The organism is Microbacterium gawkjiense (genome assembly GCF_031932225.1).
GTDB lineage: Bacteria > Actinomycetota > Actinomycetes > Actinomycetales > Microbacteriaceae > Microbacterium > Microbacterium gawkjiense.
Genome location: NZ_JAUZVV010000003.1, coordinates 26,094 through 50,710, shown reverse-complemented (window position 1 = coordinate 50,710; position 24,617 = coordinate 26,094). Strand labels below are relative to the sequence as shown.

The window sequence follows — 24,617 nt, the reverse complement described above, 5'->3', positions numbered from 1 at the left end:
ACGCAGTCGAACGGAGGCGGCATGGTGCCGTAAACGAGAGCGGGCCCCTGCACTTTGGCGAGTGCGGGGCCCGACGAGCTCAACGCTCGAGCTGACCGAAGAGTTTGGCGACACGAGGTCAGGTCGAGAGGTACTTCCACCGAAGTCCGGTTGGCGCCGGAACTTCATCATCACCTCGGGAAGGAGGTAGTTAAGTCATGTCTACACGCGCAGATGCGAACCAGCAGGGATTGCTCGCGGACGGAACCTTCGGCGTGTCGCCCTACACACACGAGGAAGCGTGGGCAATTGCCAGCCGCCTCTCCCCCAGAGACACAATCCGTGTTGCCGCTCGAGACTCATCCGGGGAAATCCTCAACCAGTACGACCGCCTTTGGGACCTGGACGGCCCGGCGCCCACAACGACATGGGCGATGCTGCTGGCGGACGACGACCTGCGCTTCCGCTACCTCTGCTTCGACTTCGACAACTCGAACGGGCCGGCTGCGCGCGACGCCGACCGGCTGTCGTACTGGCTGGACGAGCTCAACGTCCCCCACCTCGTCTGCATCTCGGGGCCTTCCGGTGGACGACACATCTGGGTGCGCCTGGAAGCACCCGCGGACGCTGCGGCTGTCAAGGAGCTGGCCCACTACGCCCGCAGCATCCTCACCTCCCTCGATGTGCAACCACTGACCAATCCCGCATCAGGATGCGTTCGTCCCCCCTTCGCACCTCACCGCGCGGGGGGATACTCCAATCCCCTCGGCAACATCGGACTCCTCATCGACCGCGAAGCTGGCGAACACACCATCGAACAGCTCACCGCCCTGCTCGTCGACCTCGGCGCTGAACTGCCCCCCACCGAAACCACGCTCCCCCACGGAGCCATCCTCGACGGTGCAGGGAACCCCCGCATCCGCGGACCGAAACGCCCACTCAGCGCCGCCATGGACGCAGCGCTTCACGGTCCGGCCGGCGCCGACGCGTCCCACACCCTCGCACGCATCCTCATCGCCGCCGCCAACTCCCGATGGTCATACGACGACATCGTTGGCGCAGCCGCCACCGCGACAGGCCTCGAACACGCCCGCACCCGTCGCGTAGGCAACGACAGGGTCCGCCGCTCGCCGGCAAGCACCGAAAAAGTCCTGCGTTCGGCATGGCACTACGCCGTCCGATTCGTCGCTTCACACCCCCTTAACGCCACCGGTGATGACCCCGACTACCGCACACGAGTGATGAGCGTCACGACGACCGTGCAACGAGCACTCGAGCGCGCAGACTCCTTGCCCGGGCTCTGGGCCACCCGCAACGGCCGCGTCGAAGGGACCCGCAGCCAACGCGCCGTCCTGGACGCCCTCTGCCTCTACATGCTCCAAAGCGGCCGGCCGGTCGTCGAAGCCGACGTCAGGCGCCTCTCCGCCGACACCGGCTACGGACGCACGACAGTCAGCGTCGCACTCACCGCCCTCGCACGCCACTGGATCGAGAAGGTTGCTGAAGCCGAAGGCGTCCACGCCAACAAATACCGACTCCACAGTCGGTTCTCCACAGAGATTTCGGATCCAAACCGGACACAAGCGCGTATGCGCGCCGAACCCGCGGCCAGCCTCCCGCTGCAACAGACCCTCGCCCAAGAAATCGGGATCCGGCTGGGACTCCTCAACCACGATGTCTTCACCGCACCCCGCAGCTTGGGTCGCGCCCGCGGCCTGCTCTACATGCACATCCCGGAGTCCGGGTCCGTGGGCGTCTCTGATCTGAGCATGCAGCTCGGAGTGAGCACGTCAAGCGTCAGGCGTCGGCTTGCGCGGCTTGTGAGCAGCGGGCTCATCGAGCGCGCCGGGGGCGGTTGGCGGCGAATCGCGCTGAGTGCGCGAGACTTCGTCGCCCGTAGCCTGAATGTTGATGGGCATCTCGCGAGGCGAGCCCGACTTTACGAGCTCGAACGGGCGCGGTGGGCATGGTGGCAAGCGGAAGTCACGTGGATGGAACGTAGGTCCAAGCGTCGCCGCGGCCGGCGACCGAGCCACTTCACTGAATCAGATCGACCCGGATATGTTGCCTATCCGCGCGGACCCTCGCGCCGGTGCGACCACAGGGCTGCCATGGAGCTCGTGCGAGCTGGAATCCTTGACGGCGGTTTCGCACAGGTCGCCTGAGTTCAACGACGCGCGTGCGTCCACTTTCCGGAGGAATGAGGGATTAGGTCACTACGCAGTCTGGCGAGCGAGCTGGCTCAGTGGTCACGGATGTGAGCGGAAAGCGTGTCTGAGTGAGTCTGTAAGTCTGGTAGTTACAGACCCATGGATTTGCGGAGCTCCGCTTCGGTGGAACCCTGCAGCTCGGGCATGCGAGCAATGAGCATGTCGAGGGCAACACGGATCAGTGTGTTCTCGGTAATTCGTACACCCCCGGTCCCCTTGATCTTGTTCAGCCGGCGTGCGTTGATCGTCAAGGTCTCGTACTGATCTGGACGAAGACGTGCTTCTTTCCGCTCGAAGTCCTCATAGGTGCGGGGCGCCGGCGGCAAGGTGGGCTTCGACGTGGAGGCTGATTCGATTCGGGTAGGGGGTCTGGTTTTCGACGCAGTCAGGGCAGTACTGTCCTGACTGCTGGAGGACGGTTGTTCTACGGAGGTCGGATGCGTCACAGTTGCGATCGCGGCGACCTCGCTTGAGTTGGGGGCGGTGTCTTCGCGATCTATCGCTCCGAGCAGGTTGCTGAGATCTGCGCGAGCCATCAGGTATTCTCCTTCGTCGAACCCACCGTGATGCGCCTTGACTTGAACCCGGCATTTGGCGCTTGATCGCCGTTCAGAATGGATCGCAGTTCGTTCGCGACCATCATGTAGTCGAAGATTGCGTTAGCGTTGGCGCGGGTATCGGCGTATTGAGTGACCACGCGGCCGTCCAATGGCGCATCACTGTGCGCCGCGTAAAGGCGGATGCTGTCCTGGAATCGGGGAAGCTTCAGCCCTTGGTCGACGACGACTTGCCAATCCTCGAGCTGTCCCGAGCGGCGTCGATCGATCTTGCTCAGTAGAACGCGATGCGCGATCCCGCGGGGCTCGATATAGCGCTCGTACGTTCGCTTCAAGGCCGGTGTGTTCAAGGGCTCCGGGTTCAGGGGCAGGACCGCGAAGTCGGTTACATCAAGCACCGCATTCAAGATCGAGTCCGTCTCCAGATTGCCCGGTGTGTCCACGAAGATGAAGTCGTAAGGCAGCTCACGAAGGCGACGCAGGTTCGACGGGTTGATGTCCGGGGCAAAGTCGAACGGCAACCGGTCCCCCGCGTTCTCAGCCCACCAGGTTGTCGACCGTTGCGGGTCGACATCAACCACAAGGACCCTTGAATGCTTCGCGGTCACCGCGGCGAGATTCATGGTGGTCGTGGTTTTACCGACCCCACCTTTCTGGTTCACGATGGCGACGATGTGCATACCGCCATCTAACTGAAGGACAGCTCGTTTGGGTGGCTGCCGTCGCGGCGTGTCTGTAACTTACGAACTAGCGGAGTACGCGAGTTACAGAGGAACAGAGTGACTACGTCTGTAACTGACGTTATCTGTAAGACGCGAACAACCGAACTCTGTAAGTAACTAGAGATCGGAGGCTGAGTCGTTTGAACTCACAAACTGCCGGAGTTACGGACTCACGGACCTACAGACTTACAGGCCTCCATACATACCGACTCAGGAGCGCCCTGATGAAGCAGGTACACCGGTATGCTGGCCACCGTCGCGCGAACTCACGAGGAACCGTTGAGACCGCTGGTAGGTGAGTTTCTTAAGCGCCAGCAGTGGCGGCGCGAGCGCCGGGCCGGCTCGCGGCGATCGCGCCGCAGCTGACGGATCGGATGACACCCTGTAAGTTGCGGACACACAGAGTCTGTAACTCTGTCTATTTTTACACTGTCTCGCTACTGCGGGGGTGACGAGCCGTGGGTACCGCCCGAAGAGTCTGTAAGTTGGTAACTTACAGACTCACCCGGTCTGCGAGGCGGCAGTCTCCCTGCCCGGCGCAGGGGAGCGGCCGGAATATGCCCGGCCCCGAAGGGTAAGATTTTCGAGGGTCGCGCTTGCTCGCAGAAGTCGCAGAGCTCGAGGACCGCACCCAGCGGAAGACCGCGCTCCGCGCGCTGCAGCGCGGCCTCGAGGTCATGCGGGCAGAGCACAAAGGCTGACGCTCGCCGTGGCTCGCTTTCAGAGTGATATCACCGTGAAAGCACGCCGCCCTACGGGCTGTTCCCGCCGGCACGGAGACCGGCGCTCAAGAGGCGCCGCTACGCGGCCCGCACCATATCCCGCAGTCTTTGACCTGTCCGGCTGTCGAGGATACGTCGGCTCCGCGTCGGGCCAACGGCTTTCGCGGCATATCCTCCCTCGCTGCGCTCACTCCGGTATTCCACGTCCGTTGCTCCCTCCCGCTCCGCTCGCCGTGAATCCCTCGATTGCCGGCAGGCAAAGAAAAACGGTTGGTTGAGGGAAGGGGCAGAGCGATGGCTGAGCGGATCACGGTCTACACCACAGGCCCCAGCTGCGCGCGCTGCACGCTGACCAAGAACGTGCTCACCAGCAAGGGCATCGAGTACGACGAGGTGAACATCCGAGACAACGAGGATGCCCGCGCCTACGTCGTCGATGACCTCGGCTACACCGAAGCACCCGTGGTCGTCGTCACCGACGAGGATCACTGGTCCGGGTTCCGTCCCGACCACATCAACCGCATCGCAACCCACTGAGAAGGAGAACGACCATGTCCATCCGCACCATCACCGGAAACCTGGCAGCCGATCCCGAAGTTGTGCAGGCGGGAACCATCCAGATCACCAAGCTCCGCGTCATCGAGAACACGGGGGAGTACCGGCAGGGCAAGTACCAGCCCCACGACACCCCCACCACCCACTTCGTCGAAGCCCGGTTCGAGCTCGGCCAGAACGCCGCCGCCTCACTCCACCGAGGGGATGCCGTCATCGTCATCGGACGCGAGCACACCACCAGCTGGGGCGACGAGGGCAACAAGCAATACGGCCGCGTCATCGACGCCGACAGCATCGGCGCCGACCTCACCCGCGCCACCGCCGCGATCACCCGCAACGCGCGCAACGACCAGCAGCCCTAACCCGCTGCGCAGCACGCCCCCGGCCGACCTCTCTCCCCGGCCGGGGGCATCGCTGTGCCGGGAGAATGGACACACGCTCTGGGAACTCGCACACCGCCCCCGCGACGTCGACGAGGCCACGCGCGTCGAGCTCGAGGCGCCGTCCTCCGGCGTCGCGATCGAGCAGCTGCGGTCGAGAATCCCCGCAGAAGAAGTCATCCTCTTCGTGCGCCAGATCGGCTAGAACACGCGCACCAAGCCGCAATCCGGGCACCGCCACACCGGGGGAGTTGGCGGGTTCCACGACGGCTGCAGCTGCACCAGGCAGCGCTCACAGGTAGGGGAGAAGCCCGGCCACTTGTCGTCATCCACCAAGCTAGGCAACCAGGATGCCGGCGGCGCCGCAGAAACCGTCCACAGGGGCGCTCAGCGCCCGCCAGGAGAGGCCGGCGTGACCGCCGAGGCCCACACCCACGCCTTCATCTCCGTCTCGCCCACGCGAAACCTGATCGCGCAGGCGTCCGCTGTCCACCGGCAGACCTCCGCGTCGACGAGCGCCGGCGTCGCGCCGAAGCGCACCCACGCCTTCGCCGGCTTCGGCCGCGGGTCGATCGTCACCGGTTCCACGTCCAATCGCAGCTCAGCGCTCGAGAGCGACTGCAGGGGGCCGGCCTCCGCAGCGATCCGCTCGAGGATCCGCGTATCCATCCGGTGATCGACCGCCGCGGCGTACCTTTTGTTCGTCCCCACGGCGACCTCCTCCCGAAGGAGATAGGCTACCCAATATCGAACTTATGTTCTATTCTCGGATGCCATGACCCACACCGCCACAGCCACGGAAGTCACGCTCTGGCTCGTCGACGAGACGCCGGCGCGCATGTACTACGCGGGGCAGAGGTGGACGATCACAGACACCCCAACGCGGCTCCGGGGCTCAGTGTGGTCCATCGACCCCGACGACGTCGGCGGTCGCCGCGGGCTGTTCGGTTGGCGGTTCCAAGCCACGAACGAGACGCGCGAGTCCATCGTGTTCGACGTCTACGGCGGCGCGGGGGAGTGGCACGTTCACCGATCCTGGAACTGAGTGCCCGTCCCATCGGAACCTTCGCGCAGATGAGCCGGAACTGAGCTCTGGCGGACGTTTCCGGTGCGCCGTCGACGAGGGGAGAGCCCGACCCCGAAAGCTATCTGGTTAGCGGCGCCGATGGAGCGGTGTCGCCCTCAGCTGTCGTCGGTGACTGCGCAATCGTGGTCGCTGATCAGAGTTGGGACCGGTCTCGACGGGAGTCGCGACTGCCCGGATACGGCGCCAGACATCGTCGCTGGTGACCATCCAGACACCTCCGAGAACATCAGCGAAGTCCCGACGTGCGTGAGCGATCGCCTCGATTCGTTCGATTACAAGTTCTCCATGGCAGCGGATGATGTCCTCGGTCAGTCCCGCGGCGAGGATGCCGGTGTGCTGGCCAAGATTTCCACTCGGGTCGTCGCGGATCAGGTCGAGGATCCGGACCACGACGTCGAGCGCGCGCTGCGGATCGGAGCTTGCGAGCTGGCCGGCGAGAATCGCGTCCAGCGGTTCGTCCATCTCGTCATCAAAGTCGACTGAGCCGGACTGGAAGTCGAGCCAGTGGCGCGCATAGGCGTCAACCGACTCAGGCGGCAGTGAAAACCACGACGTCCCTGACACGTCCCCCATTCTGTGCCACCCGTTGCCTCCGCGCCTCCTCAAATCTCCTCAGTGGGATTGATCGCAACGGCTACTGGCCTAGCCGAAAACGATCGTTTTCGGCGCAGCAGGACTAGGCGCGCGCGATCGTTCAGCGCTGAGCACGGGCGCATATCGTAGCTGGCATGGCTACATGGTTCGCCTACGAGTACTGCACCGACATTTCCGCCACTCGGCATTTTTACGGAGAACTGGTGGGGTTGACCCAGATCTGGGACCAACCTGATGACATCGCGTTCCGGCACGGTTGCGTGCAGGTGTCGTTCCGCCGTGTCGACTCGCTGTGCCGACCAAAAGGCTGGGCCTTCCAGCCTGGTTGGAGCCACGGCCAGCTGTCTGAGGCGCCCACCACCGAACAGGTCAGGTCCATCTCCATCGCACTTGCACCCGCCGCTTTCCAGTCGGCCGTAGTAAGGCTCAAGACCGCCGGCGTGCACGCACTCAGAGCCGAGCCCTTCTGGGTCGGCTACTGGTCCTTCGTTGTCCGGGACCCGGACGGGCAGACGGTAGAGCTCACCGACCCAGAGTCTTCTGCAGCTGACCGCGACGCTGTGACTACGTGACCGCGCCCGAAAACGATCGTTTTCGGCGGCCGGCAGAAACTAGGTTTCATGTATGGCCCTGATCAAACGACCGCACCCCGACCGGTCACTCGACCGGTTTGATCGGGGGGCCGGCGTGCTCTCTTCGGAGCACGGTTTTGAGGGGCATGTCTTCACTGCTAGGTCGTCGTTCTGGAGCCCGTTCTCTCCGCTGCGACTTCAGTGGTGGATCTTCTACGTCGTCGTTTGGTCCGACAGTGTCTGGGAGCCGGTTACCGAGGACTATCCGCCATTCACCGCGGTCAACGAGATGAAGGACGGTTATCTGATCGTCGACAGCGAGGATCCGTCACGAGCCGGACGATACGAGGTTCGTTGGCTCACTACGGAGGAGGCCATAGCCGCGCGGACGGTGTGGTCGGTCGGCGACAACCTCATGTGAGTTCTACCCCGCCGCTGCAGGCTGCAACTGCGTCAGTGATCAGCCGCCTCATGAAGGGCGGCTAATCACCCACGGGGCGGTCGAGTCGGACCGTTCTGCTTCTTCACCGCGCTCCAAGGCTTCTATACCTCCGACTGCGGGATCCCATTTGAGTACGTGGTCCCAGCCAACGACAAACCAGGACTCAGTCGACTGTTCGTGGTCTTCACCGCCGCACGCGGCGATCCAGTCGCCGTCGCACTCCCGGATGACGAGAAGAACTGGTCGAGACCGATCCAGAACGTGCGAGCAGACGTAGGAGGCCGAGTCAGCCGCGTGTGCGCTAGAAGCTTCAGCACTCATTCCTGAATCCTCCTATAGCGATCGGGTCACGGGATGGATCGACTGGGCTCAGGCGTGGGAGAGTTCACCGCATGAGAGCCACTTACCTTGTCCTGTTCGTCGGCTCGCTCGTTACGTTCCTTGGAGGCACCGCTCTCGCCATATTCGCAATCGCCTCAGATCTCCCGGGGCCACCCGTGGGAATAGGAATGGCTGTGCTCGGCGCCCTCGGCACCATCGTGGGCGGGCAAGAGCTCAGAAAGCAGCGGCGGAAGAACGCTCCTTCAGATGACAGCTGAAGATGCCTCCCAGCGCGACCACGCCAGACTCCAACAGATTCGCGAGGAACTCATCGACCTCGCGTGGGTCGCTGGCTCACCCGACTACGGCCATATCGACCGCCGCGAAGCACTGGAGAAGGAAGCCGCGGAGATCAGGACACGGTTGGGGATCGACGACGATCGACCTCCCCTCAGCACCGGGTCGACCAGGAGAGGCTGGCTGAAATTGATCGCCACCGCGCTCGGCGTCGTCGGGACACTCGCGATCCTGTCACTACCGCGGTAACCGATCCACCAGAAACGTCTGCCAGAACCCAGTAGTGGGTGCCGTTTTTGGAGCGCCACATTCAACACCCGACGAGGTGCTGCCGAAAACGATCGTTTTTGGTGCGCTCGGCAGGGGGGTGCCCGACGACTGTGGACTTCGTCAGTCCGTGGCGGCGTTCTGTGATCGTTGTGCGACGTTCGATGGCCTACATCGCCGTCATCGGCGTCGGCCGAAACAACTTCACCTTGGGGGCGGCTCGACCTCGACGCAAACGTTTTGGTCTACAGTGGCACCACGATTTGTGGAGCGGAGACGGCCGATGTCACGAGGTGCTGCTGCGTCGAAGCCGGTGGGTATTGAGGACGTGGCGCGTGCGGCGGCTGTGTCGATTACGACGGTTTCGCATTCTCTGAGTGGGCGGGGTCAGGTTGCCCAGTCGACTCGGGAGCGTGTTCGGCGGGTTGCCGAAGACCTCGGCTACGTTCCGAACAGGTTCGCGAGCGCGTTGCGGGGGCAGCGTTCTCAGATTCTGGGTTTCGTGTCGGATGACATTGCGACGACGCCGTTCGCGACCCGGGTGGTGTTGGGTGCGCAGGACGCTGCGTCCGAGCGGGGTCAGTTGCTGGTGGTGGTCAATAGCAATAGCGACCGGGCGACCGAGTCCAAGCAGATCTCAGGGTTGCTGACTGCGCAGATTGATGCGGTCGTCTACGCGCGCATGTTTCACCAGGGAGCTTCGGTGTTGCCCCGGGAACTTGCCGGGATTCCGACGGCGCTGGTTGACACCACCGATGAGTTCGGTGTGATTCCGTCCGTCGCCCCGGATGAGGAGCAGATCGGCCGTCTGGCCACGGAGACCCTCTTGGCCGCGGGGCACACCCGCATCGCACATCTCACCGTGTCCGCGGCTGGCCGTGGCAGCGTGGGGCGGCTGGCCGGTTACACCGCGACGATGAGGGCAGCGGGTCTGGAACCGCGCGTGTTCACCGGTGGCGACCCGGGAACGTCAGCGGCCGGGCGGGAAGCGTTCGCGGCGATGCTGGCGGCCGGCGCGGACGACGTGACAGCGGTCTTTTCATTCAATGATCCGATGTCGATGGGCATCTATCAGGGTGCAATCCGGGCCGGGGTCTCGATCCCGGACGACCTTTCAGTGATCAGCGTTGATGACTTCGAGCCGGTCGCAGCGGCGCTACTCCCTGGATTGACCACAGTGTCCCTGCCGCATTACGAGATGGGTCGCTGGGGTGTGCGGACAGCGCTGGCGCTGCTCGAGTCGACCGAGCCCCCCGATCTTCCGGTCGAAACGCGCATGCCGGGGACGCTCGTTACCCGGCAGTCGGTGTCCCGACCACGTTCACGCGCCAGCATGCTGCCGTAGACGCCGAAGTCTGAGGCCGGATCCCACGAGTTCCCAGTTCTCTGCGAGTGGCGTGATCGGGCACGCGAAGACGCCGGCGAAAGACGATATCTCGAGGATCGGGCCATCCAGAACAACGCGAACCTCGCCTACCCACGGCACCTCGTGGGAGTGCCCGCCGACGCTAACGCGCAGCTGCTGCCCCTCGCGTGCGATCTCCAGCACCGAGGCGGCGCGGTGCACGATCTTCAGGGTGGTATCCGCGTGTTCGGGCCAGAGAATGTCTGCCGCACTTCCGATGGTGGCGGCGTCATCGTGGTAAAGGTCAAGGTCCGGGTGCGGGCTGAGGGACAGGCGGTTGCTGCTGGCGGCGATTCGGTAGGGGAGGGAGTGCGCACCCGCCCAGCCGTCGCCTTCGATGCCGCGAAGCCAGAACATCACGCACGGGTGGCCGTCTGAATCGCGGAAGGTTGTCGCAGCGTATGGGGAGGGGCCGTAGCTGAGGTGACCCCACGTGTCGGCGGTGAAGGTGCCGTTCACGTAGCTGCCGAGCGCGTAGAGCACGTCGTACAGCTCGTCCTGGTCCCATACCGAAACGATGAGGGCGTGTTGCCCGTCGATCTCGATGATCTGCGGGCACTCCCACATCGATCCGCTCCACGCCGGTTCCCGGTCCCCGCCGGGTCTCGATGCGACCAGTCCGCTGGCCCGCCAGGTCACCCCGTCCGTCGAGGTGAACCCGACGACGGCTGCCACCTTGTCCGTGAGCCCGGCGCCGACCAGCATGCGCCAGCCGTCCTCATCGGCGATGATCACCGGATCCCGGAACACCTCCGCGCCCCACTCCGGCGACGCCTCTGCGACCACCGGGCCCTTCTCCCAGGTGACCCAGTCCGGGTCCGTTGTCGTTGCGGTGCGAACGCGGCCGACAGCCGGGTTGTGCGCGGAGACTGAGGTGTAGAAGATGCGCGGGGATCCATCGGCGGTGACCAGCACCGACCCCGACCAGATGCCGGCATCCCCGTCGCCGGGCGCCAGGGCTGGCGGCAATTCGGTGAGAGAGAACAGATCGTTCCCGCTGGCATGCCCCCATGAGCATCCCAAGCTCCAGGATGTGGAGTCTGGCACGTACTGGAAGAAGGCGTGGTACCGGCCGCCCGTGTAGGTGATCCCGTGCGGATCGTTGATCCAGCCGCGTGCGGTGAAGTGGAACTGGGGTCTCATCTGCTTCTCCATCATGCTGTGCGGCTCTGAGAGCATCGTTACTGCGGCGTTACCAAAAACGTTTTGTGATCGCCAATGCACTCACTATAGTCACAATCACGAAAACGTTTTGGGGAAGTCTATCCCCCGACGAAAGGATGAAGTGAAGATGCTTCGATACCGAATGATCAGTGTGACGGCCGCGGCTGCTGCCGTGATCACACTGGCCGGGTGCACCGGGGGCGGCGGCGGGGAGAACGGCGGCGGGGGTGACGGGGAGGCCGTGACCATCATGGGCGCGTTCACCGACGCTCAGGCTGAGGCGTTCCAGGCCGACCTGGACGCGTGGTCGGAGGAGAGCGGGATCACCGTCACCTACGACGGCAATACCGACTTCCAGACCGCGGTGGTCGCCCGTGCGACGGCCGGCAACCCGCCCGACATCGCGATCTACCCCCAGCCCGGCGTCCTGAAGAGCCAGACTCAGTCCCTCTTCCCGCTCGAGGACCTCGGCATCGACGTCGATGCCATCACGGCCGACGAGGCGAACGGTCTCGGCGACATCGCCGTGGTCGACGGCCAGACGTTCGGTCTGCCGTACTCGATCAACGTCAAGTCGCTGGTCTGGTACAACCCGGCCGCGTTCGAAGCCGCAGGGCTCACGGTTCCCACCACGGATGCCGAGCTCACTGCTCTGCAGCAGCAGATCATCGACGAGGGCCTCGGTTACCCCTGGTGCGTCGGACTCGAATCCGGTGCGGGCACAGGGTGGCCGGCGACGGACTGGCTTGAGGAGTACGTGCTGCGCTATGGCGGGCTGGAGGAGTACAACGCCTGGATTGCCGGGGACGTGTTGTTCGACAGCCCGCTGGTGACCGAGGCGGGCGACAAGGTCGCCGAGGAGCTGCTGGCACCGGGCAAGGTTAACGGCGGCGGCGCGGGCGCTGCGACGACGGCGTTCCAGACGGCCGGTAACCAGCTATTCGTCGAGGGAGTCGACAATGGTCAGTGCTTCATGATGCGTCAGGGGTCGTTCATCGCGGACTTCTTCCCGGACGACATCAAGGCGCAGATCGCCGACGGTGACCTGGCGAACATCGACTTCTTCCAGCTGCCTTCGCCCGAGGGCACGGACACGGCGATGCTCGGTGGTGGCGACCTGGTGGGCGCCTTCACCGACTCCGACGCGACCAAGCAGGTCGTGGAGTACATCACCGGACCCGAGTTCGGTACGAACGGGTACGCCAGCCAGGCGATCTTCCTCTCTCCGCACAACGACTTCGACACGTCGTTCTACACGACGGAGTTCCAGCGCAAGGCGCAGGAGCTGCTCGCGGCATCGACGCTGTTCGGCTTCGATGCATCCGACCAGATGCCGGGTGAGGTCGGCGCCGGTACCGAGTGGACCGAGCTGACCAACTGGTTCACGGGTCAGAAGACGATGCAGCAGGCGTTCCAGGACATCGACGCCTCCTGGCCCCGGTAGTCCACCACACAGCTTGTCGGGCGGCCTCACCGGCCGCCCGACAGGTGAACCACTCACCCTCACAATGACGTCAGGCGGTTTCGATGGCCATCCTCAGTGCAGTCATCTCCGTGGTCTTAGGACTTGGAGTGTCCTTCTTGATCTTCTTGAGCCTGAACTGGCTCGTCGAGAAGACCAATGACAAGACGAAGGCGCGGCTGCTGCCGTATGTCTTCCTTCTTCCCGTGATTCTTCTGGTCGCGCTGTTCCTGCTGTATCCGGCGATCCGCACCTTTGTGGAAAGCTTCATGGAGCAGAGCCAGCGTCGCGGTGAAGCGGCGACCTTCGTCGGGCTCGACAACTACATCTCCCTGTTCACCGACCCGAACTTCCTCGGCGTCCTGTTGAACAACCTGCTGTGGGTGCTGGTCGTGCCGGCCGCGACCGTACTCATCGGCCTGCTCGTCGCGATCCTCACCGACCGGCTCGGCAAGAAGCGCGAAACCACGTTCAAATCGATGATCTTCCTGCCGATGGCCATCAGCGGCATCGCCGCCGCGGTCACCTGGCGCTTCATCTACTTCTACGCCCCGCCGGGCAACCCCCAGATCTATCTGCTCAACGCCATCTGGACGGGCGTGACCGGAAACGATCCGATCCCGTGGCTCACGCTCGATGCCGGGCGCCTGAACAGCTTCCTGCTGATGTTCATCGTCATCTGGCTGCAGGTCGGCTTCGCTATGGTGCTGCTGTCGGCGGCGATCAAGGGCGTTCCGGAAGAGACGATCGAAGCGGCGCGCCTGGACGGTGCGAGCGAGCGGAAGACGTTCTTCCTCGTGATCGTGCCGCAGATCCGCGGCACCGTGCTCGCCGTGTTCGTGACGGTCACGATCTTCGTGATGAAGAGCTTCGACATCATCTACGCGATGACCGGCGGGCAGTACAACACGAGCGTTCTCGTGGTCGATTTCTACGCGCAGCTGTTCAGCTTCCAGAACCCGGGCAAGGCCGCCGCGGTCGTCATCGTGCTGATGATCGCCGTCGTACCGCTGATCGTCTACCAAATCCGCAGCTACAAGTTGCAGGAGGAACTCCGATGACTATCATTCCGACCCCGATCGTCGATGAAGACTCGGGCAAGCGCGAGATCGTCGATGTCGACAAGAAGTCGAAACGGCGCAACAAGGACGGCACCGAGAAGCAGAAGCCGCGCGTCCTGATCACGATCCTCATGGGGATCATCGCCGTCGCCTGGCTGTTCCCCCTTCTCGGCCTGCTGATCACGAGCCTCCGCCCCCGTGCGGACGTGGAGGCGACGGGCTGGTGGACGGCGATCCTCAACCCGTTCCAGCAGGCCTGGACTCTCGAGCCGTTCGCCCAGGCATGGACCGCCCTCGATGCGGGGGCGACGTTCTGGAACTCGGTCGCGGTCACCGTCCCGGCGACGGTGCTGCCGGTGATGTTCGCGGCGATGGCCGCGTACGCGTTCACGTTCTTCCAGTTCCGCGGCAAGGAGATCTACTTCGCGGTGATCCTCGGGCTCATGGTCGTGCCCGTCCAGATCGCGGTGATCCCGATCCTCCAGCTGTTCGTCTGGTTCGGCAACACCACCGGCATCCAGATCATCGGGCAGTACCCGGCGGCGTGGATCGTGCACGCGACGTTCGCGATGCCGCTGGCGATCTACATCCTCCGCAACTACATGCAGACGCTGCCGAACTCGCTCATCGAGGCGGCACGCGTCGACGGGGCGAGCCACTTCCAGATCTTCTGGCGGCTGATCGTTCCGATGTCGGTGCCCGCGCTGGCGTCGTTCGCGATCTTCCAGTTCCTGTGGGTGTGGAACGACTTCTTCGTCGCGTACCTGTTCATCCAGAGCGGGCCCAACCAGGTGCTCACGCAGGGGCTGTACACCCTGCTGGGTCAGTACGGACAGGGCTGGCAGCGGGTGGCGGCCGGATCGTTCATCACGCTCGTCGTTCCGCTCGTCATCTTCTTCGGACTCCAGCGGTTCTTCGTGCGTGGACTCACGGCGGGTTCGGTGAAGTAGGCCGTCGAGGAGGAGGGTGGGTGTTGATGAGCCGGGTGAGCAAGCCGACGATCATGGACGTGGCGCGGCTTGCCGATGTGTCCAAGACAACCGTCAGTTATGTGATCACCGGTAATGGATACGTGTCGGAGGAAAGACGCGCCCGCATCGAGCTCGCGATTGCCCGGCTCGGCTACCGACCCAACGCGTTCGCGCGAGGCCTCAGCTCCAGCCGGGTCTCCACCATAGGGGTGGTCAGCGCCGATGCTGCCGATCCATTCGTTGCACGGGTGACCAGCGGAATCCTCACGGAGGCGGCCGCTCGCGACATAGTGGTGACAGTCTCCGTCTACGGCGCGTTGTCTCGTGCGACGGATGTCCGTCGCACCGCCGCACGGCAAGCTGGGGAGGCGTTGATCTACGTCGCCGGCAGCGATTTTTCCCGGGACGTGTACGCCACCCTGGCTGAGCAGCATCTTGTCGTGCTCGCCGGTGAGGCTGACCCGGGAGTGGGTGTCGCCGCCGTGATGGTCGACCCGCGCCCCGCGGCACGAGAACTGGCCGCCCTCGTGGCATCGTGCGGGCACCAGCGTGTGGCCGTGCTGGCCCCGGCGCGGCGGCGTTGGAGTTTGTACGAGCGGGTCGCCGGACTGCGGGAGGGGCTCGCAGGGGCCGGGATCGCATCGGACAACATCACGACGGTCGCGGTGGAGGTCTCGGCGCTCGGCGGGCGGATGGCAGTCGACCAGCTCTTCCTGAATACTTCGGATCATCCGGATCGGCCCACAGCGGTCTTGTGTGTGGATGACAGCGTGGCGCTCGGTGTCCTGCAACGCAGCCGCCAGATCGGCCTGGTCGTCCCCGAACACCTCAGTGTCACCGGCTTCGGCGATAGCCCCGCCTCCCAGGCGACGACCCCGTCATTGACCACAGCCCGGGTACCGGCTGAGACGGTCGGTCGGGCGGCGCTGGAGATGCTCCTTCGACGAACAGAAATGAGCGCAGACGCGATCTCCGCACGGATGATCGCCGCGTCAGTTGTCGCCGGCGAAACCGTGCACCCCCCGCAGCGAATCCCTAATCCACAGATGGAGATTGCGCAATGACAGCACAGACGACCACAGCAACGTTCTTAGTCATCGGCGAGAGCCTGATCGATGTGGTGAAGCACGCTGGTGAGCGGACCGAGATGGTCGGTGGATCACCCGCCAACGTCGCACTCGGATTGGCGCGGCTCGGCCACACCGTCCGCTTCCACACAGCGCTGGCCCACGACCGCCATGGCAACCACATCGCTGCCCATCTCCAGGACGCAGGAGTCCAGACAGACGAGCAATCCTGGTGCCTGTCCACCACCTCGACCGCCGCCGCCACGATCCAACCTGACGGGGCCGCCGACTACCTGTTCGAGATCGAAGCAACCATGCGCGCCCCGCAACTACAGGGGGAACGCTACGTGCACGTCGGGTCGATCTCAGCATTCATGCCCCCAAGCGCGGGCCTCATCCAAGGCTTCACCGCTCAGCTTCCTGACGACGTGGTTCTCTCCTTCGACCCGAACATCCGGTCGGCGCTGATCGGCGCCCATCATGACGCGCTCACCCGCTTCGAGGGAATCGCCCGAAAGGCCACCATCGTCAAGCTCAGCGACAGCGACGCGCAGTGGCTGTACCCGGATTGGGACCTCGGGCAGGTCGTCGACCACCTGCTGTTCCTGGACATTCCCTTGGTTGCCGTCACGTCCGGCGCGGGTGGTTCGATCGTCGCTTCGCCCCGCGCGATCGTGCGGATGGACACACCGGTCGTCACGGTGCGTGACACCATCGGAGCGGGCGACACCTTTATGGCGGCATTGATTCACACCGCCCAGCAGAGCACCGATCTCGTCCGCGGCGCCGATGAAGCCGGCCTCACCCGAGCTGCCGCATACTGCAACACGGCCGCAGCGCTCACGGTGCAACGCCCCGGCGCCGACCTCCCAACCCGAGACGAAGTCGACCGCGCCCTAGCGACCCGTTTCGCCAACGCCACCGACGGTACGCAACATGCATCTGCGCAACGGTGAGGAGGGTTGTGGTGAAGGTGCGGCCGCGGGTCACCGTCACGACGACCGGTTGTCGTTCAGCGGGGCTGCTCGGTTAGCAGACGCACCACAGGCAAGGGCGGCGGATCGTGAGTAGGGTCGCGCCACCGGCCTGGGTGGAGCACGTCATGTGGTGGCACATCTACCCGCTGGGATTTTTCGGCGCCGATGCCACCGGGAAGGATAGGAAACCGGGACGCACCCTCTCGGATCTCGAACCGTGGCTGGACTATGTGATCGACCTCGGGCTAAACGGGATCGTTCTCGCCCCAATCTTCCAATCGAAACCCACGGGTACGACACCATCGACTATTTCCGGATCGACTCCCGGCTCGGAACCGAAACCGACTTTGCCCTCCTTCTCACTGCCGCCCGCCAGCGCGGCATCCGGGTGCTACTAGACGGCGTCTTCAATCACGTCGGACGAACGTTCCAAGCTTCCCAGTCCCGCGCACTGCAACCCAGCGAGCTCGTGCGGCGGACCGGTAACGGCGATTCCGTGACCTTTGGAGGACACGACAAGCTGGTCACCCTCGACCACGAGGACGAACGCGTCGTCGATCTGGTGGTGGATGTGATGAGTCACTGGCTGAAGCGCGGCATCGATGGCTGGCGCCTCGACGCCGCCTACGCCGTGCCTGCACAATTCTGGCGTCGAGTGATCGCACGAGTTCGAGAAACCTACCCCGACGCATACTTCATTGGCGAGTACATCCACGCGGACTACCCGGCGGTGGTGCGCGACGCACACCTCGACAGCGTCACACAGTACGAGCTGTGGCAAGGGATCTGGCACTCCATCGAGGACCACAACCTCCGCGAACTGGACTGGGCGCTCAGTCGCCACAACCAATTCCTTCACACCTTCGTCCCCTTCACCTTCATCGGCAACCACGACGTCACCCGCATCGCTTCACAGATCACCGACCCCCGCCATCGCGCGCATGCCGTGGTCCTGCTGATGACACTCGGCGGCACACCTGCGATCTACTACGGCGATGAGCGCGGCGAAACAGGCCGCAAAGAAGCCAGAGTCGGTGGAGACGATGAGATCCGCCCCGCCTACCCCGCGGCGCCAACCGACTTCACAGACCCCCCAAACGCGGTGTACTCGTTGCACCGCGAACTGATCGGACTTCGTCGGCGACATTCGTGGCTCGAGCAAGCCAGCAGTCGCACGCTCACCCTGACCGAAACCCAATACGTCCTCGAAATCAGATCGAACGCGTTTCGCCTGTATGTTGCACTAAACATCGGCGATGGTCCATGCGACGTGCACGTGAGGCCGAAGCAGTGCTCGCCGGCAGCGCGTGCAGCGAGAACGGTCGCTACAGGGTGGACGGCCACGGATGGGCCGTCTTCGGATAGGAAGACCCACGCGGCCGCACGGCGACTCTCCGCTCGCTCGACCGCGCGGGGTCCCGCTCCCCACGCGCCGAACACACTCGCCGCCTTGCCGGCCGACCAGTCGTCTACGCTCATCACAATCGTGGTCGGGTGGAGAGACGGGTCAGATCGCGGTGCGACCGAACGGTCATTCAGTGTTTCGACAAACTACAGGTTTTCAAGACATCGACGCCTCATTCGGAGCGGCTGCCAGCGTCCGCATGATTCCGTGGAGCGATGTGTCTCGGAAAGGTGTCTTCCCGTAATCTGTCTTACCTGCGTGCAGGCGAGGGCTTTCTGAGGCACACTGGCGGTATGAGGCTTCTTGGGTACACGAGAGTGAGCACGTCGAGCCAGGATGCGCAGCTGCAGCTCGATGCGCTCGTCGCGGCCGGCGTGCAGAAGCGTGATGTGTTCGCGGACGTCACGTCCGGGAGCCGGGCTGCGATCGAACGCCCTGGAATGAAGAAGCTTCTCGAGCATGCCGCCGAGGGCGACACGGTGGTCGTGTGGCGGGTTGACCGTCTCGGCCGATCTCTGATCGACGTGCTGAACACGGTTCATCTACTGCGCGAGCGCGGCGTGCACGTCCGCTCCATCTCGGACGGGATTGACCCTGCAACCTCCACGGGGCGGCTGATGCTGAACATGCTCGCCACCCTCGCGGAGTACGAGCGGGAACTGATTGTCGAGCGGGTTACGGCCGGCATCGCGGCGGCCCGGCAGAACGGGACGCGGTTCGGCCGCCCCGTGTCGGACCCCGCGGTGATAGCGGACAAGCTCCAGCTGGCGAGGGAGGCGCGTGCGAAGGGACGCACCGCCGAGGACGCTGCCCGCCTGGTCGGGTGGAGCCGCGCCACCCTCTACCGTCATCAGCAGGCCGACGCTGCGCGCGGAAGCGCCGCGATGTAGGTGAGAGTGGGCGCCGAGGAGCGGTGGCGGGTCCTTCGACTCCATGTCGAAGACAGGATCCCGCTCGCGGCCCTTGCCCGGGACACCGGAATCAGCGTCCGCACGCTGCAACGCTGGCACCGCCGGTACTGCGACGGTGGAATCTCAGGACTGGACCTTCATCCTCGCGCCGACACAGGCCACCGGCGCACCGCTGCCGAGACTGTCGCATTCATCGAACGGCTCGCGCTGACCAGACCACGTCCGAGCCTTGCGACGCTGCAGCGTCTGACCGCGGCAGAAGCGACCCGGCAGGGTAGACCGGTTCCCAGCTACGCGACGGTACGGGAAATCGTGCGCGCGCTCGATCCAGCTCTCGTGACGCTGGCGTTGGAAGGTCCAGCGTCATATCGCGACCGGCACGAACTCGTCCTCCGTCGCCGAGCTGACCGGCCCAATCAGACCTGGCAGTCCGATCACACCGAGCTGGACATCCTCATCGTCGGCCCCGACGGGAAGCCGGATCGACCGTGGCTGACGACGGTGATGGACGACTACTCGCGCGCGATCTGCGGGTACACCGTCTTCACGGGGGCACCATCGGCCCTGAACACGGCACTTGCCCTTCGGCAGGCAATCTGGCGAAAGACCGACCCCGCCTGGGCCATGTGCGGTCTCCCGGAAATCTTGCACGTTGATCACGGCTCGGATTTCACGAGCCACCATCTCGAGCTCACCGCGATCGCACTGCACATCCGCGTCATCCACTCGACCGTCGGCCGTCCCCAAGGTCGCGGCAAGATCGAGCGATTCTTCGGCACCCTCAACACCGAACTCCTCGCCACACTCCCCGGCCACCTCGGACCTGGCAGCCGCACCCCCACACCGTCAATGGACCTTCCCGCACTGGATCAAGCGATCGGCGACTTCATCACCGTCTACAACGACCGACCGCACTCCGAACTTGGCATCTCACCGAGGGACGCGTGGGTCGCCGACGGCTGGCTCCCACGGATGCCCAACAGCCTCGAGGACCTCGACACACTCCTCCTTACTGTGCCGAAGAACCGGATCGTGCAACGAGACGGAATTCATTTCCAGGGCCAGCGCTACCTGGCGCCCACCCTCGCGCCATTCGTGGGACACCCGATCACGATTCGGTACGACCCGCGCGACATCTCCGAAATCCGCGTCTACGACCACGACACCTTCATCTGCGTCGCCATCGACGAAGCCCACCCGAACCTCCGACTCAGCCTCCGCGACATCGAAACCGCGAGGCGTGCCCGCCGACGCGAACTGCGCAAGACCATCAACGAGCGCATCCCGACTACCGCCGCCCGGCAAGAACCCCGCCACACGCCGCTTCCGGCGCGGCGGAACCAGCTACGCACATACGAAGAGGACGAGTGATGGGCCAGGCATTCATCGTGACCAAGGAGCACCGGCGCTTCACTGAGTTCGCGAACGCCGTCCGGAAAGAGAAGACAATCGGCATCTGCCACGGCGATGCCGGCGTCGGCAAAACCCAATCCGCCCGCAGGTACGCCAACTGGGACACCCTCGAGCCCTACATGAACGAATGGGGACCACGTAGCGATGCCGACGCCGCGTTCTACGCCCTGGCCAACCGATCCCGCACCGTCTTCTACACCCCAGACGTCCTACCTCGACCCAAGGAATTGGTCCGCGAGATCGGCTACTGGCACAACAAGGTGGACAGCTGCATTGAGGAACATCAACGCGCGATCGGCAAAGTCACCGGCCAGCGCGCACACACTCACTCCTTCCTCGAGCTGCTCATCATCGATGAAGCCGAACGGCTCACCCCCATGGCCCTCGAACTACTCCGCGACCAGCACGACCGCACACACCTCGCGATCATCCTGATCGGCATGCCCGGCATCGACCAACGCTTCCGGCACTACCCGCAGCTCTACAGCCGGCTCGGGTTCTCCCACCACTATCGAGCACTCGGCCGAGACGAACTCCTCTTCGTCCTGGACAGACACTGGAAACGAATCGGACAAGCCCTCGACCCGGAAGACTTCACCGACGCTCAAGCCATCGCCGCCATTGAACGCATCACCCGCGGCAACTTCCGACTCCTCGAGCGACTGTTCCCCCAAATCGCCCGCGTGCTCAAGATCAATCAGCTGGAGACCATCACCGACGACGTGGTCGAAGCCGCCGCCAGCATCCTCGTCATCGGCGACTAGGAGCTACTTCGTCACGAAGGCGCAGCCATGAGACTCATCGGGTATGTGCGGGCGTCGACACCACAACCCTCCGCAGACCGTCAGCGACGCGACCTCTTGAAGGCGGGCGTCGCCGCCTCCGACATCTACACCGATCACGAAGCGTACCGCGCCAGACCTTTCTTGGCCCCAACTGGACCGGGCGCTCAACGCCCTCCGCCCGGGAGACACACTCACAATCGACACGCTGGAACGACTCGGACGATCTCCGAACACCGTGCTCGCGGTCGCGGCGCAGCTGCAAACCCGCCGAGCTGAACTAAGGGTGTTGGACTTCGCGGGCAACACCGTCGACACCTCGACGGCGGCAGGCTCGATGCTCTACACCACCCTTGCCGCGCTGACCCAAATGGAGCGCGAGCTGAAACGCGAACGCGCCCGCGACTCGGTCGAACGACGTCGTCATGCCGGCAATGGTCTCGGCGGCCGCCCCCTCGTCTTCACAGATGATCAAATCCGGAGAGCCGTACGTCTCGTCGAGGAAGGACAGCCAGCCGCCAAGGTCGCTTTCGATCTAGGAGTGTCACGCGCCACGTTCTACAGGAGGTCACGCGCCCTCGACGACTGAAGCCCAGACGGACGACACCAAGCGATCACAGAACGCCGCCAAGGACGGCTGAAGTTCACACCCCACCGAAACCCAAACGCACCGAAACGGGTGCGCTACCGTTTTCGGTGAAGCCCGTTGACGAGCGACGGCGGATACCGGGGGAGTGGCTTGTTAACATCGTCGGCTATGCCCGTGTTTCGACGAGGGATCAGAACCCCGCCGCCCAGGAGGCCGAGCTGCGCGCAGCCGGCGCTGGTCGGGTGTTCGTCGACCACGGCGAATCGAGTCGCGTGAGCGATCGCCCGCAGTGGATGGCTTGCCTCGACTATCTCCGACCGGGGGACACTCTTGTCGTTCGCGCTCTTGACCGTGTCGCCGGCAGCGAGGTCATGGCGATCGAGCTCATCCGGGATCTTGCTCGTCGCGGCATCCGGCTGCGTAGCCTCACCGAGCCATTCCTCGACGTCGACACTTCGACGCCGATGGGGGAGGCGATCGTGGGCATCATGGCCGTTCTTGCGCAGTTGCGAGTTTCGACGATCCGAGACAACACTCGCCGCGGCCTCGAGCACGCGCGCAGCCAAGGGCGGGTTGGGGGCCGGCCCTCGGTGATGTCCGACGAGCGCACCGCGGCCGCGGTGCAGATGCGGGCCAACGGTGACAGCGTCGCGAAGATCGGGCGCACGCTGGGTGTCGGCGCATCGAGCGTCGCTCGCGCGCTCGACCGGTACGACTACGAACAGCTTCAACAGACGGCGACGAACGAGAGTGAGACCACACGATGAACCGTGATGCAGCAGACCAGGTGGTGCAGGCCACCGGCGCCCTTGCGATGGCCTACTACCCGGAGGTTCACGCGGACGATGCGGACTATTCGATCGGTGACGACGTCGACTTTGTGTTGTCGGATGCCGGCGAGCTCGAGCCCGCCGACGTCGCGGCGCTGCGCGACCTGGTCGCGCGGACGATCATCGACCCCACGAATCACCGTGAGGCGCTAGTCGAGTACGTGTTCGGCCTGGTGCCGGATGGAGGCGAGGACTCCTGAGCTCTGGGGAGAGTCCCGACGCCGACTCCGCGGCCGCCCGGCGGCGTGCTGCGGCCAAGCGTTGGCGCGCGGAAAACCGGGAGCTTGTGGCGGCCCACAACAAGGCGTGGAAGGAGAAGAACCCCGAACGCGCACGCGAGCTCAAGAGGCTTTCTGCCCAGCGGCACGAGAAGCGGAAGCGCGCGGCAGCGGCTCGCCGTGAGCGCGGTCGGCGTTGGTATGCCGAACACCGAGAACAGGAGCGAGCGCGTCACCGAAAGTTCCGGCAGGAGCATCCCGAGAAGGTCCGTGAGTATCAGGCGCGCTACAAGCAGCGGCATCCCGAGCGGGCAGCCGAAGGCGCCCGTCGTCGTTCAGAGGCGCACCGTGACCGGTATGCCGAGCAGACCCGCGAACGTCAGCGCAGCGACGCCGCGCGACGCCGTGAGGCGGACCCTGACCAGTTCCGGCGTTGGTATCAACAGAACCTCGAGCGTGAACGAACGCGAGGCCGCGAAGCGGCGCAGCTACGGCGCCGTCTGACAAAGCTCGGACTCCCGCCACGGACGATCCACAAGACCTACGCTGCCGATCGTCGAAAGAACGCGGCCGAGGCCGATGCGTTCTTCTCGCGGCCTCGCAAGAAACCCGAACAAGCCCGGCTTCGCAGCGAGTCGTTCGAGGTGCTGCCCGGCCATCGAGCAGCCGTTGAGTTTCGCGCGCGCTACCTGGCAGCCGGCGCTATCGAGAAGGCCGACGCACGGGACCGTGAGGCGCGCGCCCGCGCAATCGTGGATGCCGCCCGGCGGAGGCTTCCCGCTAAACAGCTCGAGCAGATCACCGAGGACGTCCGCATGGACTCGGTCGCGCGTCAGCTGCGCGGTGCCGCTGCCTTCGACGTCGACGCGGAGGTGCAGCGACGAGTACACGAGCTGGTGGTCGAACGGGCGTTGAGTACGCCGATCGACGCACACGAGCGTGACGAGATGCACCGACTTATCCAAGCCAGCTTTCCCGTCCCGGCGCAGAGTCGGACCGAACGCCCGGCAGTGCAGTCCCGTCCGTGTCGAGCGCGCGAGGGATCACAGGACCGCGGGCACGAGCTCTAAGCGGCAGCGCGCTCAGCGAACGCTTCGACGCTCTCTCGCACGTACCGAATGAGCCCACGGCCCACGTCGTGGAAGTCCGGGCCCGAGCCCGTGGCGCGCATCGTCCGAAGTTCGGACACGTCGACTCGCAGCGCCTCCGCGGCCTCCGCCGGCGTCAGCAGCAGCGGCACGTCGACGACCGCTCCCGCGCTCATCGCGCCGCTCGCTTCTTGGCGACGTCGTCGATCATGTCGGGACGGAACCCCGACCACGACTGATCGGCCGTTTCCACGACGGGCGCCTGCAGGAACCCGGCTGTCTTCAGCCTTGCCAGCGCTTCGGGATCGGTCGACAGGTCGATGACCTCGAACTCGATCCCGGCGGCTTCGAGTGCGCGCAGCGTGGCCGTGCACTGCACGCACCCCTCGTTTGAGTACACGGTGAGCGGTTCATTCTTCATTGCAGTTCTTCCTTTCACACCTCATTGCCTTTCGGCGAAAGTCGAAACACTGCGGTGGGGGAGTGCAGGCAGGGGTCCGTGGAATACCGGACTGAGCGCAGCGAGGGAGGATATGCCGCGAAAGCCCTTGCCGGAGCGACTACAGCGC

At 64.6% G+C, this 24,617-nt stretch carries 30 protein-coding genes; 23 read left to right on the top strand and 7 right to left on the bottom strand.

Annotated elements, in window-relative coordinates:
• The first annotated feature begins 197 nt into the window (after positions 1-197).
• Positions 198-2,144, top strand: coding sequence for a DeoR family transcriptional regulator (locus tag Q9S71_RS14930; protein ID WP_311863447.1), 1,947 nt, complete (start codon positions 198-200; stop codon positions 2,142-2,144).
• Positions 2,145-2,278: 134 nt separating this feature from the next.
• On the opposite strand, the gene Q9S71_RS14925 is transcribed toward Q9S71_RS14930, so the two are convergent.
• Together Q9S71_RS14925 and Q9S71_RS14920 are read right to left on the bottom strand one after the other, a co-directional pair.
• Positions 2,279-2,725 (bottom strand): hypothetical protein, encoded by a 447-nt coding sequence (locus Q9S71_RS14925; RefSeq protein WP_311863446.1) that lies wholly within the window; start codon positions 2,723-2,725, stop codon positions 2,279-2,281.
• The gene (locus Q9S71_RS14920) at positions 2,725-3,426 is read right to left on the bottom strand and encodes a ParA family protein (RefSeq protein WP_311863444.1); all 702 of its coding nucleotides are present in this window, start codon (positions 3,424-3,426) and stop codon (positions 2,725-2,727) included. Before Q9S71_RS14920 ends, Q9S71_RS14925 begins: the two co-directional genes overlap by 1 nt.
• Positions 3,427-4,484: 1,058 nt before the next feature.
• On the opposite strand from Q9S71_RS14920, the gene Q9S71_RS14915 reads away from it, so the two are divergent.
• Positions 4,485-4,727 carry a glutaredoxin domain-containing protein gene (locus tag Q9S71_RS14915; RefSeq protein ID WP_121061268.1) on the top strand — a complete coding sequence of 81 codons (243 nt, stop codon included), beginning with the start codon at positions 4,485-4,487 and terminating at the stop codon, positions 4,725-4,727.
• A gap of 14 nt (positions 4,728-4,741) precedes the next feature.
• Positions 4,742-5,107, top strand: a complete 366-nt coding sequence (locus Q9S71_RS14910) for a single-stranded DNA-binding protein (protein ID WP_121061270.1) — start codon at positions 4,742-4,744, stop codon at positions 5,105-5,107.
• A gap of 405 nt (positions 5,108-5,512) precedes the next feature.
• Here the strand turns inward: Q9S71_RS14910 and Q9S71_RS14905 are convergent, their stop codons facing one another.
• Entirely contained in the window at positions 5,513-5,794 is a 282-nt protein-coding gene (locus Q9S71_RS14905) for a hypothetical protein (RefSeq protein WP_311863434.1), read from the bottom strand.
• Between the two features lie 106 nt (positions 5,795-5,900).
• Between Q9S71_RS14905 and Q9S71_RS14900 the strand changes: the two genes are divergently transcribed.
• Positions 5,901-6,170: a hypothetical protein gene (locus Q9S71_RS14900; RefSeq protein WP_311863432.1), complete on the top strand. Its 270-nt coding sequence runs from the start codon at positions 5,901-5,903 to the stop codon at positions 6,168-6,170.
• 108 nt (positions 6,171-6,278) lie between these two features.
• Here the strand turns inward: Q9S71_RS14900 and Q9S71_RS15125 are convergent, their stop codons facing one another.
• A complete protein-coding gene (locus Q9S71_RS15125; protein WP_366214677.1) occupies positions 6,279-6,581 on the bottom strand; it encodes a DUF6869 domain-containing protein in 303 nt (100 codons plus the stop codon).
• On the opposite strand from Q9S71_RS15125, the gene Q9S71_RS14895 reads away from it, so the two are divergent.
• The 6 genes from Q9S71_RS14895 (at position 6,498) to Q9S71_RS14870 (ending at position 10,050) form a co-directional block, all read left to right on the top strand.
• Positions 6,498-6,695, top strand: a complete 198-nt coding sequence (locus Q9S71_RS14895) for a hypothetical protein (RefSeq protein WP_311863431.1) — start codon at positions 6,498-6,500, stop codon at positions 6,693-6,695. The two genes, Q9S71_RS15125 and Q9S71_RS14895, sit on opposite strands and share 84 nt — an antisense overlap.
• Positions 6,696-6,940: 245 nt before the next feature.
• Positions 6,941-7,378 carry a VOC family protein gene (locus Q9S71_RS14890; RefSeq protein ID WP_311863429.1) on the top strand — a complete coding sequence of 146 codons (438 nt, stop codon included), beginning with the start codon at positions 6,941-6,943 and terminating at the stop codon, positions 7,376-7,378.
• A gap of 52 nt (positions 7,379-7,430) precedes the next feature.
• Positions 7,431-7,799: a hypothetical protein gene (locus Q9S71_RS14885; protein WP_311863427.1), complete on the top strand. Its 369-nt coding sequence runs from the start codon at positions 7,431-7,433 to the stop codon at positions 7,797-7,799.
• A 413-nt stretch (positions 7,800-8,212) separates the two neighbouring features.
• Positions 8,213-8,419, top strand: coding sequence for a hypothetical protein (locus tag Q9S71_RS14880; RefSeq protein WP_311863424.1), 207 nt, complete (start codon positions 8,213-8,215; stop codon positions 8,417-8,419).
• Positions 8,409-8,687: a hypothetical protein gene (locus Q9S71_RS14875; protein WP_311863422.1), complete on the top strand. Its 279-nt coding sequence runs from the start codon at positions 8,409-8,411 to the stop codon at positions 8,685-8,687. The genes Q9S71_RS14880 and Q9S71_RS14875 overlap by 11 nt, the downstream gene beginning before the upstream one ends.
• Positions 8,688-8,988: 301 nt before the next feature.
• Positions 8,989-10,050 (top strand): LacI family DNA-binding transcriptional regulator, encoded by a 1,062-nt coding sequence (locus Q9S71_RS14870; protein WP_422880369.1) that lies wholly within the window; start codon positions 8,989-8,991, stop codon positions 10,048-10,050.
• Here Q9S71_RS14870 and Q9S71_RS14865 read toward each other — a convergent pair.
• Positions 10,027-11,268: a glycoside hydrolase family 32 protein gene (locus Q9S71_RS14865; protein ID WP_311863417.1), complete on the bottom strand. Its 1,242-nt coding sequence runs from the start codon at positions 11,266-11,268 to the stop codon at positions 10,027-10,029. The two genes, Q9S71_RS14870 and Q9S71_RS14865, sit on opposite strands and share 24 nt — an antisense overlap.
• A 133-nt stretch (positions 11,269-11,401) precedes the next feature.
• Between Q9S71_RS14865 and Q9S71_RS14860 the strand changes: the two genes are divergently transcribed.
• From Q9S71_RS14860 to Q9S71_RS14800, 13 genes are all read left to right on the top strand, one after another.
• A complete protein-coding gene (locus Q9S71_RS14860; protein ID WP_311863414.1) occupies positions 11,402-12,718 on the top strand; it encodes an ABC transporter substrate-binding protein in 1,317 nt (438 codons plus the stop codon).
• An 83-nt stretch (positions 12,719-12,801) separates the two neighbouring features.
• On the top strand, positions 12,802-13,797 hold the full coding sequence (locus Q9S71_RS14855) for a carbohydrate ABC transporter permease (RefSeq protein ID WP_311863410.1): 996 nt from the start codon (positions 12,802-12,804) through the stop codon (positions 13,795-13,797).
• Positions 13,794-14,747, top strand: coding sequence for a carbohydrate ABC transporter permease (locus tag Q9S71_RS14850; RefSeq protein WP_311863408.1), 954 nt, complete (start codon positions 13,794-13,796; stop codon positions 14,745-14,747). The genes Q9S71_RS14855 and Q9S71_RS14850 overlap by 4 nt, the downstream gene beginning before the upstream one ends.
• A gap of 35 nt (positions 14,748-14,782) precedes the next feature.
• Entirely contained in the window at positions 14,783-15,832 is a 1,050-nt protein-coding gene (locus Q9S71_RS14845; protein ID WP_311863406.1) for a LacI family DNA-binding transcriptional regulator, read from the top strand.
• Positions 15,829-16,791: a PfkB family carbohydrate kinase gene (locus Q9S71_RS14840; protein ID WP_311863405.1), complete on the top strand. Its 963-nt coding sequence runs from the start codon at positions 15,829-15,831 to the stop codon at positions 16,789-16,791. The genes Q9S71_RS14845 and Q9S71_RS14840 overlap by 4 nt, the downstream gene beginning before the upstream one ends.
• A gap of 238 nt (positions 16,792-17,029) precedes the next feature.
• On the top strand, positions 17,030-18,496 hold the full coding sequence (locus Q9S71_RS14835; protein WP_311863402.1) for an alpha-amylase family glycosyl hydrolase: 1,467 nt from the start codon (positions 17,030-17,032) through the stop codon (positions 18,494-18,496).
• Between the two features lie 14 nt (positions 18,497-18,510).
• On the top strand, positions 18,511-19,107 hold the full coding sequence (locus tag Q9S71_RS14830) for a recombinase family protein (protein WP_311863400.1): 597 nt from the start codon (positions 18,511-18,513) through the stop codon (positions 19,105-19,107).
• Positions 19,108-19,113: 6 nt separating this feature from the next.
• Complete coding sequence (locus Q9S71_RS14825; RefSeq protein ID WP_311863398.1) at positions 19,114-20,499, top strand: Mu transposase C-terminal domain-containing protein; 1,386 nt, start codon at positions 19,114-19,116, stop codon at positions 20,497-20,499.
• Positions 20,499-21,305 carry an AAA family ATPase gene (locus Q9S71_RS14820; RefSeq protein WP_311863396.1) on the top strand — a complete coding sequence of 269 codons (807 nt, stop codon included), beginning with the start codon at positions 20,499-20,501 and terminating at the stop codon, positions 21,303-21,305. Before Q9S71_RS14825 ends, Q9S71_RS14820 begins: the two co-directional genes overlap by 1 nt.
• A 133-nt stretch (positions 21,306-21,438) precedes the next feature.
• Complete coding sequence (locus Q9S71_RS14815; RefSeq protein ID WP_311863501.1) at positions 21,439-21,912, top strand: recombinase family protein; 474 nt, start codon at positions 21,439-21,441, stop codon at positions 21,910-21,912.
• Between the two features lie 107 nt (positions 21,913-22,019).
• On the top strand, positions 22,020-22,679 hold the full coding sequence (locus Q9S71_RS14810; RefSeq protein ID WP_311863394.1) for a recombinase family protein: 660 nt from the start codon (positions 22,020-22,022) through the stop codon (positions 22,677-22,679).
• Positions 22,680-22,699: 20 nt separating this feature from the next.
• Complete coding sequence (locus Q9S71_RS14805; RefSeq protein ID WP_311863391.1) at positions 22,700-22,942, top strand: hypothetical protein; 243 nt, start codon at positions 22,700-22,702, stop codon at positions 22,940-22,942.
• An 86-nt stretch (positions 22,943-23,028) separates the two neighbouring features.
• Complete coding sequence (locus Q9S71_RS14800) at positions 23,029-24,030, top strand: splicing factor U2AF large subunit (protein ID WP_311863389.1); 1,002 nt, start codon at positions 23,029-23,031, stop codon at positions 24,028-24,030.
• Here the strand turns inward: Q9S71_RS14800 and Q9S71_RS14795 are convergent.
• The gene (locus Q9S71_RS14795; RefSeq protein ID WP_311863387.1) at positions 24,027-24,224 is read right to left on the bottom strand and encodes a helix-turn-helix domain-containing protein; all 198 of its coding nucleotides are present in this window, start codon (positions 24,222-24,224) and stop codon (positions 24,027-24,029) included. The two genes, Q9S71_RS14800 and Q9S71_RS14795, sit on opposite strands and share 4 nt — an antisense overlap.
• The gene (gene nrdH / locus Q9S71_RS14790; RefSeq protein ID WP_311863383.1) at positions 24,221-24,469 is read right to left on the bottom strand and encodes a glutaredoxin-like protein NrdH; all 249 of its coding nucleotides are present in this window, start codon (positions 24,467-24,469) and stop codon (positions 24,221-24,223) included. Before nrdH ends, Q9S71_RS14795 begins: the two co-directional genes overlap by 4 nt.
• Positions 24,470-24,617: the final 148 nt, after the last annotated feature.

What these genes read in the sequence shown, in the direction of transcription:
- Q9S71_RS14930 (WP_311863447.1), top strand. Translation starts at nt 198, where the DNA reads ATGTCTACACGCGCAGATGCGAACCAGCAGGGATTGCTCGCGGACGGA.
- Q9S71_RS14925 (WP_311863446.1), bottom strand. Translation starts at nt 2,725, where the DNA reads ATGGCTCGCGCAGATCTCAGCAACCTGCTCGGAGCGATAGATCGCGAA.
- Q9S71_RS14920 (WP_311863444.1), bottom strand. Translation starts at nt 3,426, where the DNA reads ATGCACATCGTCGCCATCGTGAACCAGAAAGGTGGGGTCGGTAAAACC.
- Q9S71_RS14915 (WP_121061268.1), top strand. Translation starts at nt 4,485, where the DNA reads ATGGCTGAGCGGATCACGGTCTACACCACAGGCCCCAGCTGCGCGCGC.
- Q9S71_RS14910 (WP_121061270.1), top strand. Translation starts at nt 4,742, where the DNA reads ATGTCCATCCGCACCATCACCGGAAACCTGGCAGCCGATCCCGAAGTT.
- Q9S71_RS14905 (WP_311863434.1), bottom strand. Translation starts at nt 5,794, where the DNA reads ATGGATACGCGGATCCTCGAGCGGATCGCTGCGGAGGCCGGCCCCCTG.
- Q9S71_RS14900 (WP_311863432.1), top strand. Translation starts at nt 5,901, where the DNA reads ATGACCCACACCGCCACAGCCACGGAAGTCACGCTCTGGCTCGTCGAC.
- Q9S71_RS14895 (WP_311863431.1), top strand. Translation starts at nt 6,498, where the DNA reads ATGGCAGCGGATGATGTCCTCGGTCAGTCCCGCGGCGAGGATGCCGGT.
- Q9S71_RS14890 (WP_311863429.1), top strand. Translation starts at nt 6,941, where the DNA reads ATGGCTACATGGTTCGCCTACGAGTACTGCACCGACATTTCCGCCACT.
- Q9S71_RS14885 (WP_311863427.1), top strand. Translation starts at nt 7,431, where the DNA reads ATGGCCCTGATCAAACGACCGCACCCCGACCGGTCACTCGACCGGTTT.
- Q9S71_RS14880 (WP_311863424.1), top strand. Translation starts at nt 8,213, where the DNA reads ATGAGAGCCACTTACCTTGTCCTGTTCGTCGGCTCGCTCGTTACGTTC.
- Q9S71_RS14875 (WP_311863422.1), top strand. Translation starts at nt 8,409, where the DNA reads ATGACAGCTGAAGATGCCTCCCAGCGCGACCACGCCAGACTCCAACAG.
- Q9S71_RS14870 (WP_422880369.1), top strand. Translation starts at nt 8,989, where the DNA reads ATGTCACGAGGTGCTGCTGCGTCGAAGCCGGTGGGTATTGAGGACGTG.
- Q9S71_RS14865 (WP_311863417.1), bottom strand. Translation starts at nt 11,268, where the DNA reads ATGATGGAGAAGCAGATGAGACCCCAGTTCCACTTCACCGCACGCGGC.
- Q9S71_RS14860 (WP_311863414.1), top strand. Translation starts at nt 11,402, where the DNA reads ATGCTTCGATACCGAATGATCAGTGTGACGGCCGCGGCTGCTGCCGTG.
- Q9S71_RS14855 (WP_311863410.1), top strand. Translation starts at nt 12,802, where the DNA reads ATGGCCATCCTCAGTGCAGTCATCTCCGTGGTCTTAGGACTTGGAGTG.
- Q9S71_RS14850 (WP_311863408.1), top strand. Translation starts at nt 13,794, where the DNA reads ATGACTATCATTCCGACCCCGATCGTCGATGAAGACTCGGGCAAGCGC.
- Q9S71_RS14840 (WP_311863405.1), top strand. Translation starts at nt 15,829, where the DNA reads ATGACAGCACAGACGACCACAGCAACGTTCTTAGTCATCGGCGAGAGC.
- Q9S71_RS14830 (WP_311863400.1), top strand. Translation starts at nt 18,511, where the DNA reads ATGAGGCTTCTTGGGTACACGAGAGTGAGCACGTCGAGCCAGGATGCG.
- Q9S71_RS14820 (WP_311863396.1), top strand. Translation starts at nt 20,499, where the DNA reads ATGGGCCAGGCATTCATCGTGACCAAGGAGCACCGGCGCTTCACTGAG.
- Q9S71_RS14795 (WP_311863387.1), bottom strand. Translation starts at nt 24,224, where the DNA reads ATGAGCGCGGGAGCGGTCGTCGACGTGCCGCTGCTGCTGACGCCGGCG.
- nrdH (WP_311863383.1), bottom strand. Translation starts at nt 24,469, where the DNA reads ATGAAGAATGAACCGCTCACCGTGTACTCAAACGAGGGGTGCGTGCAG.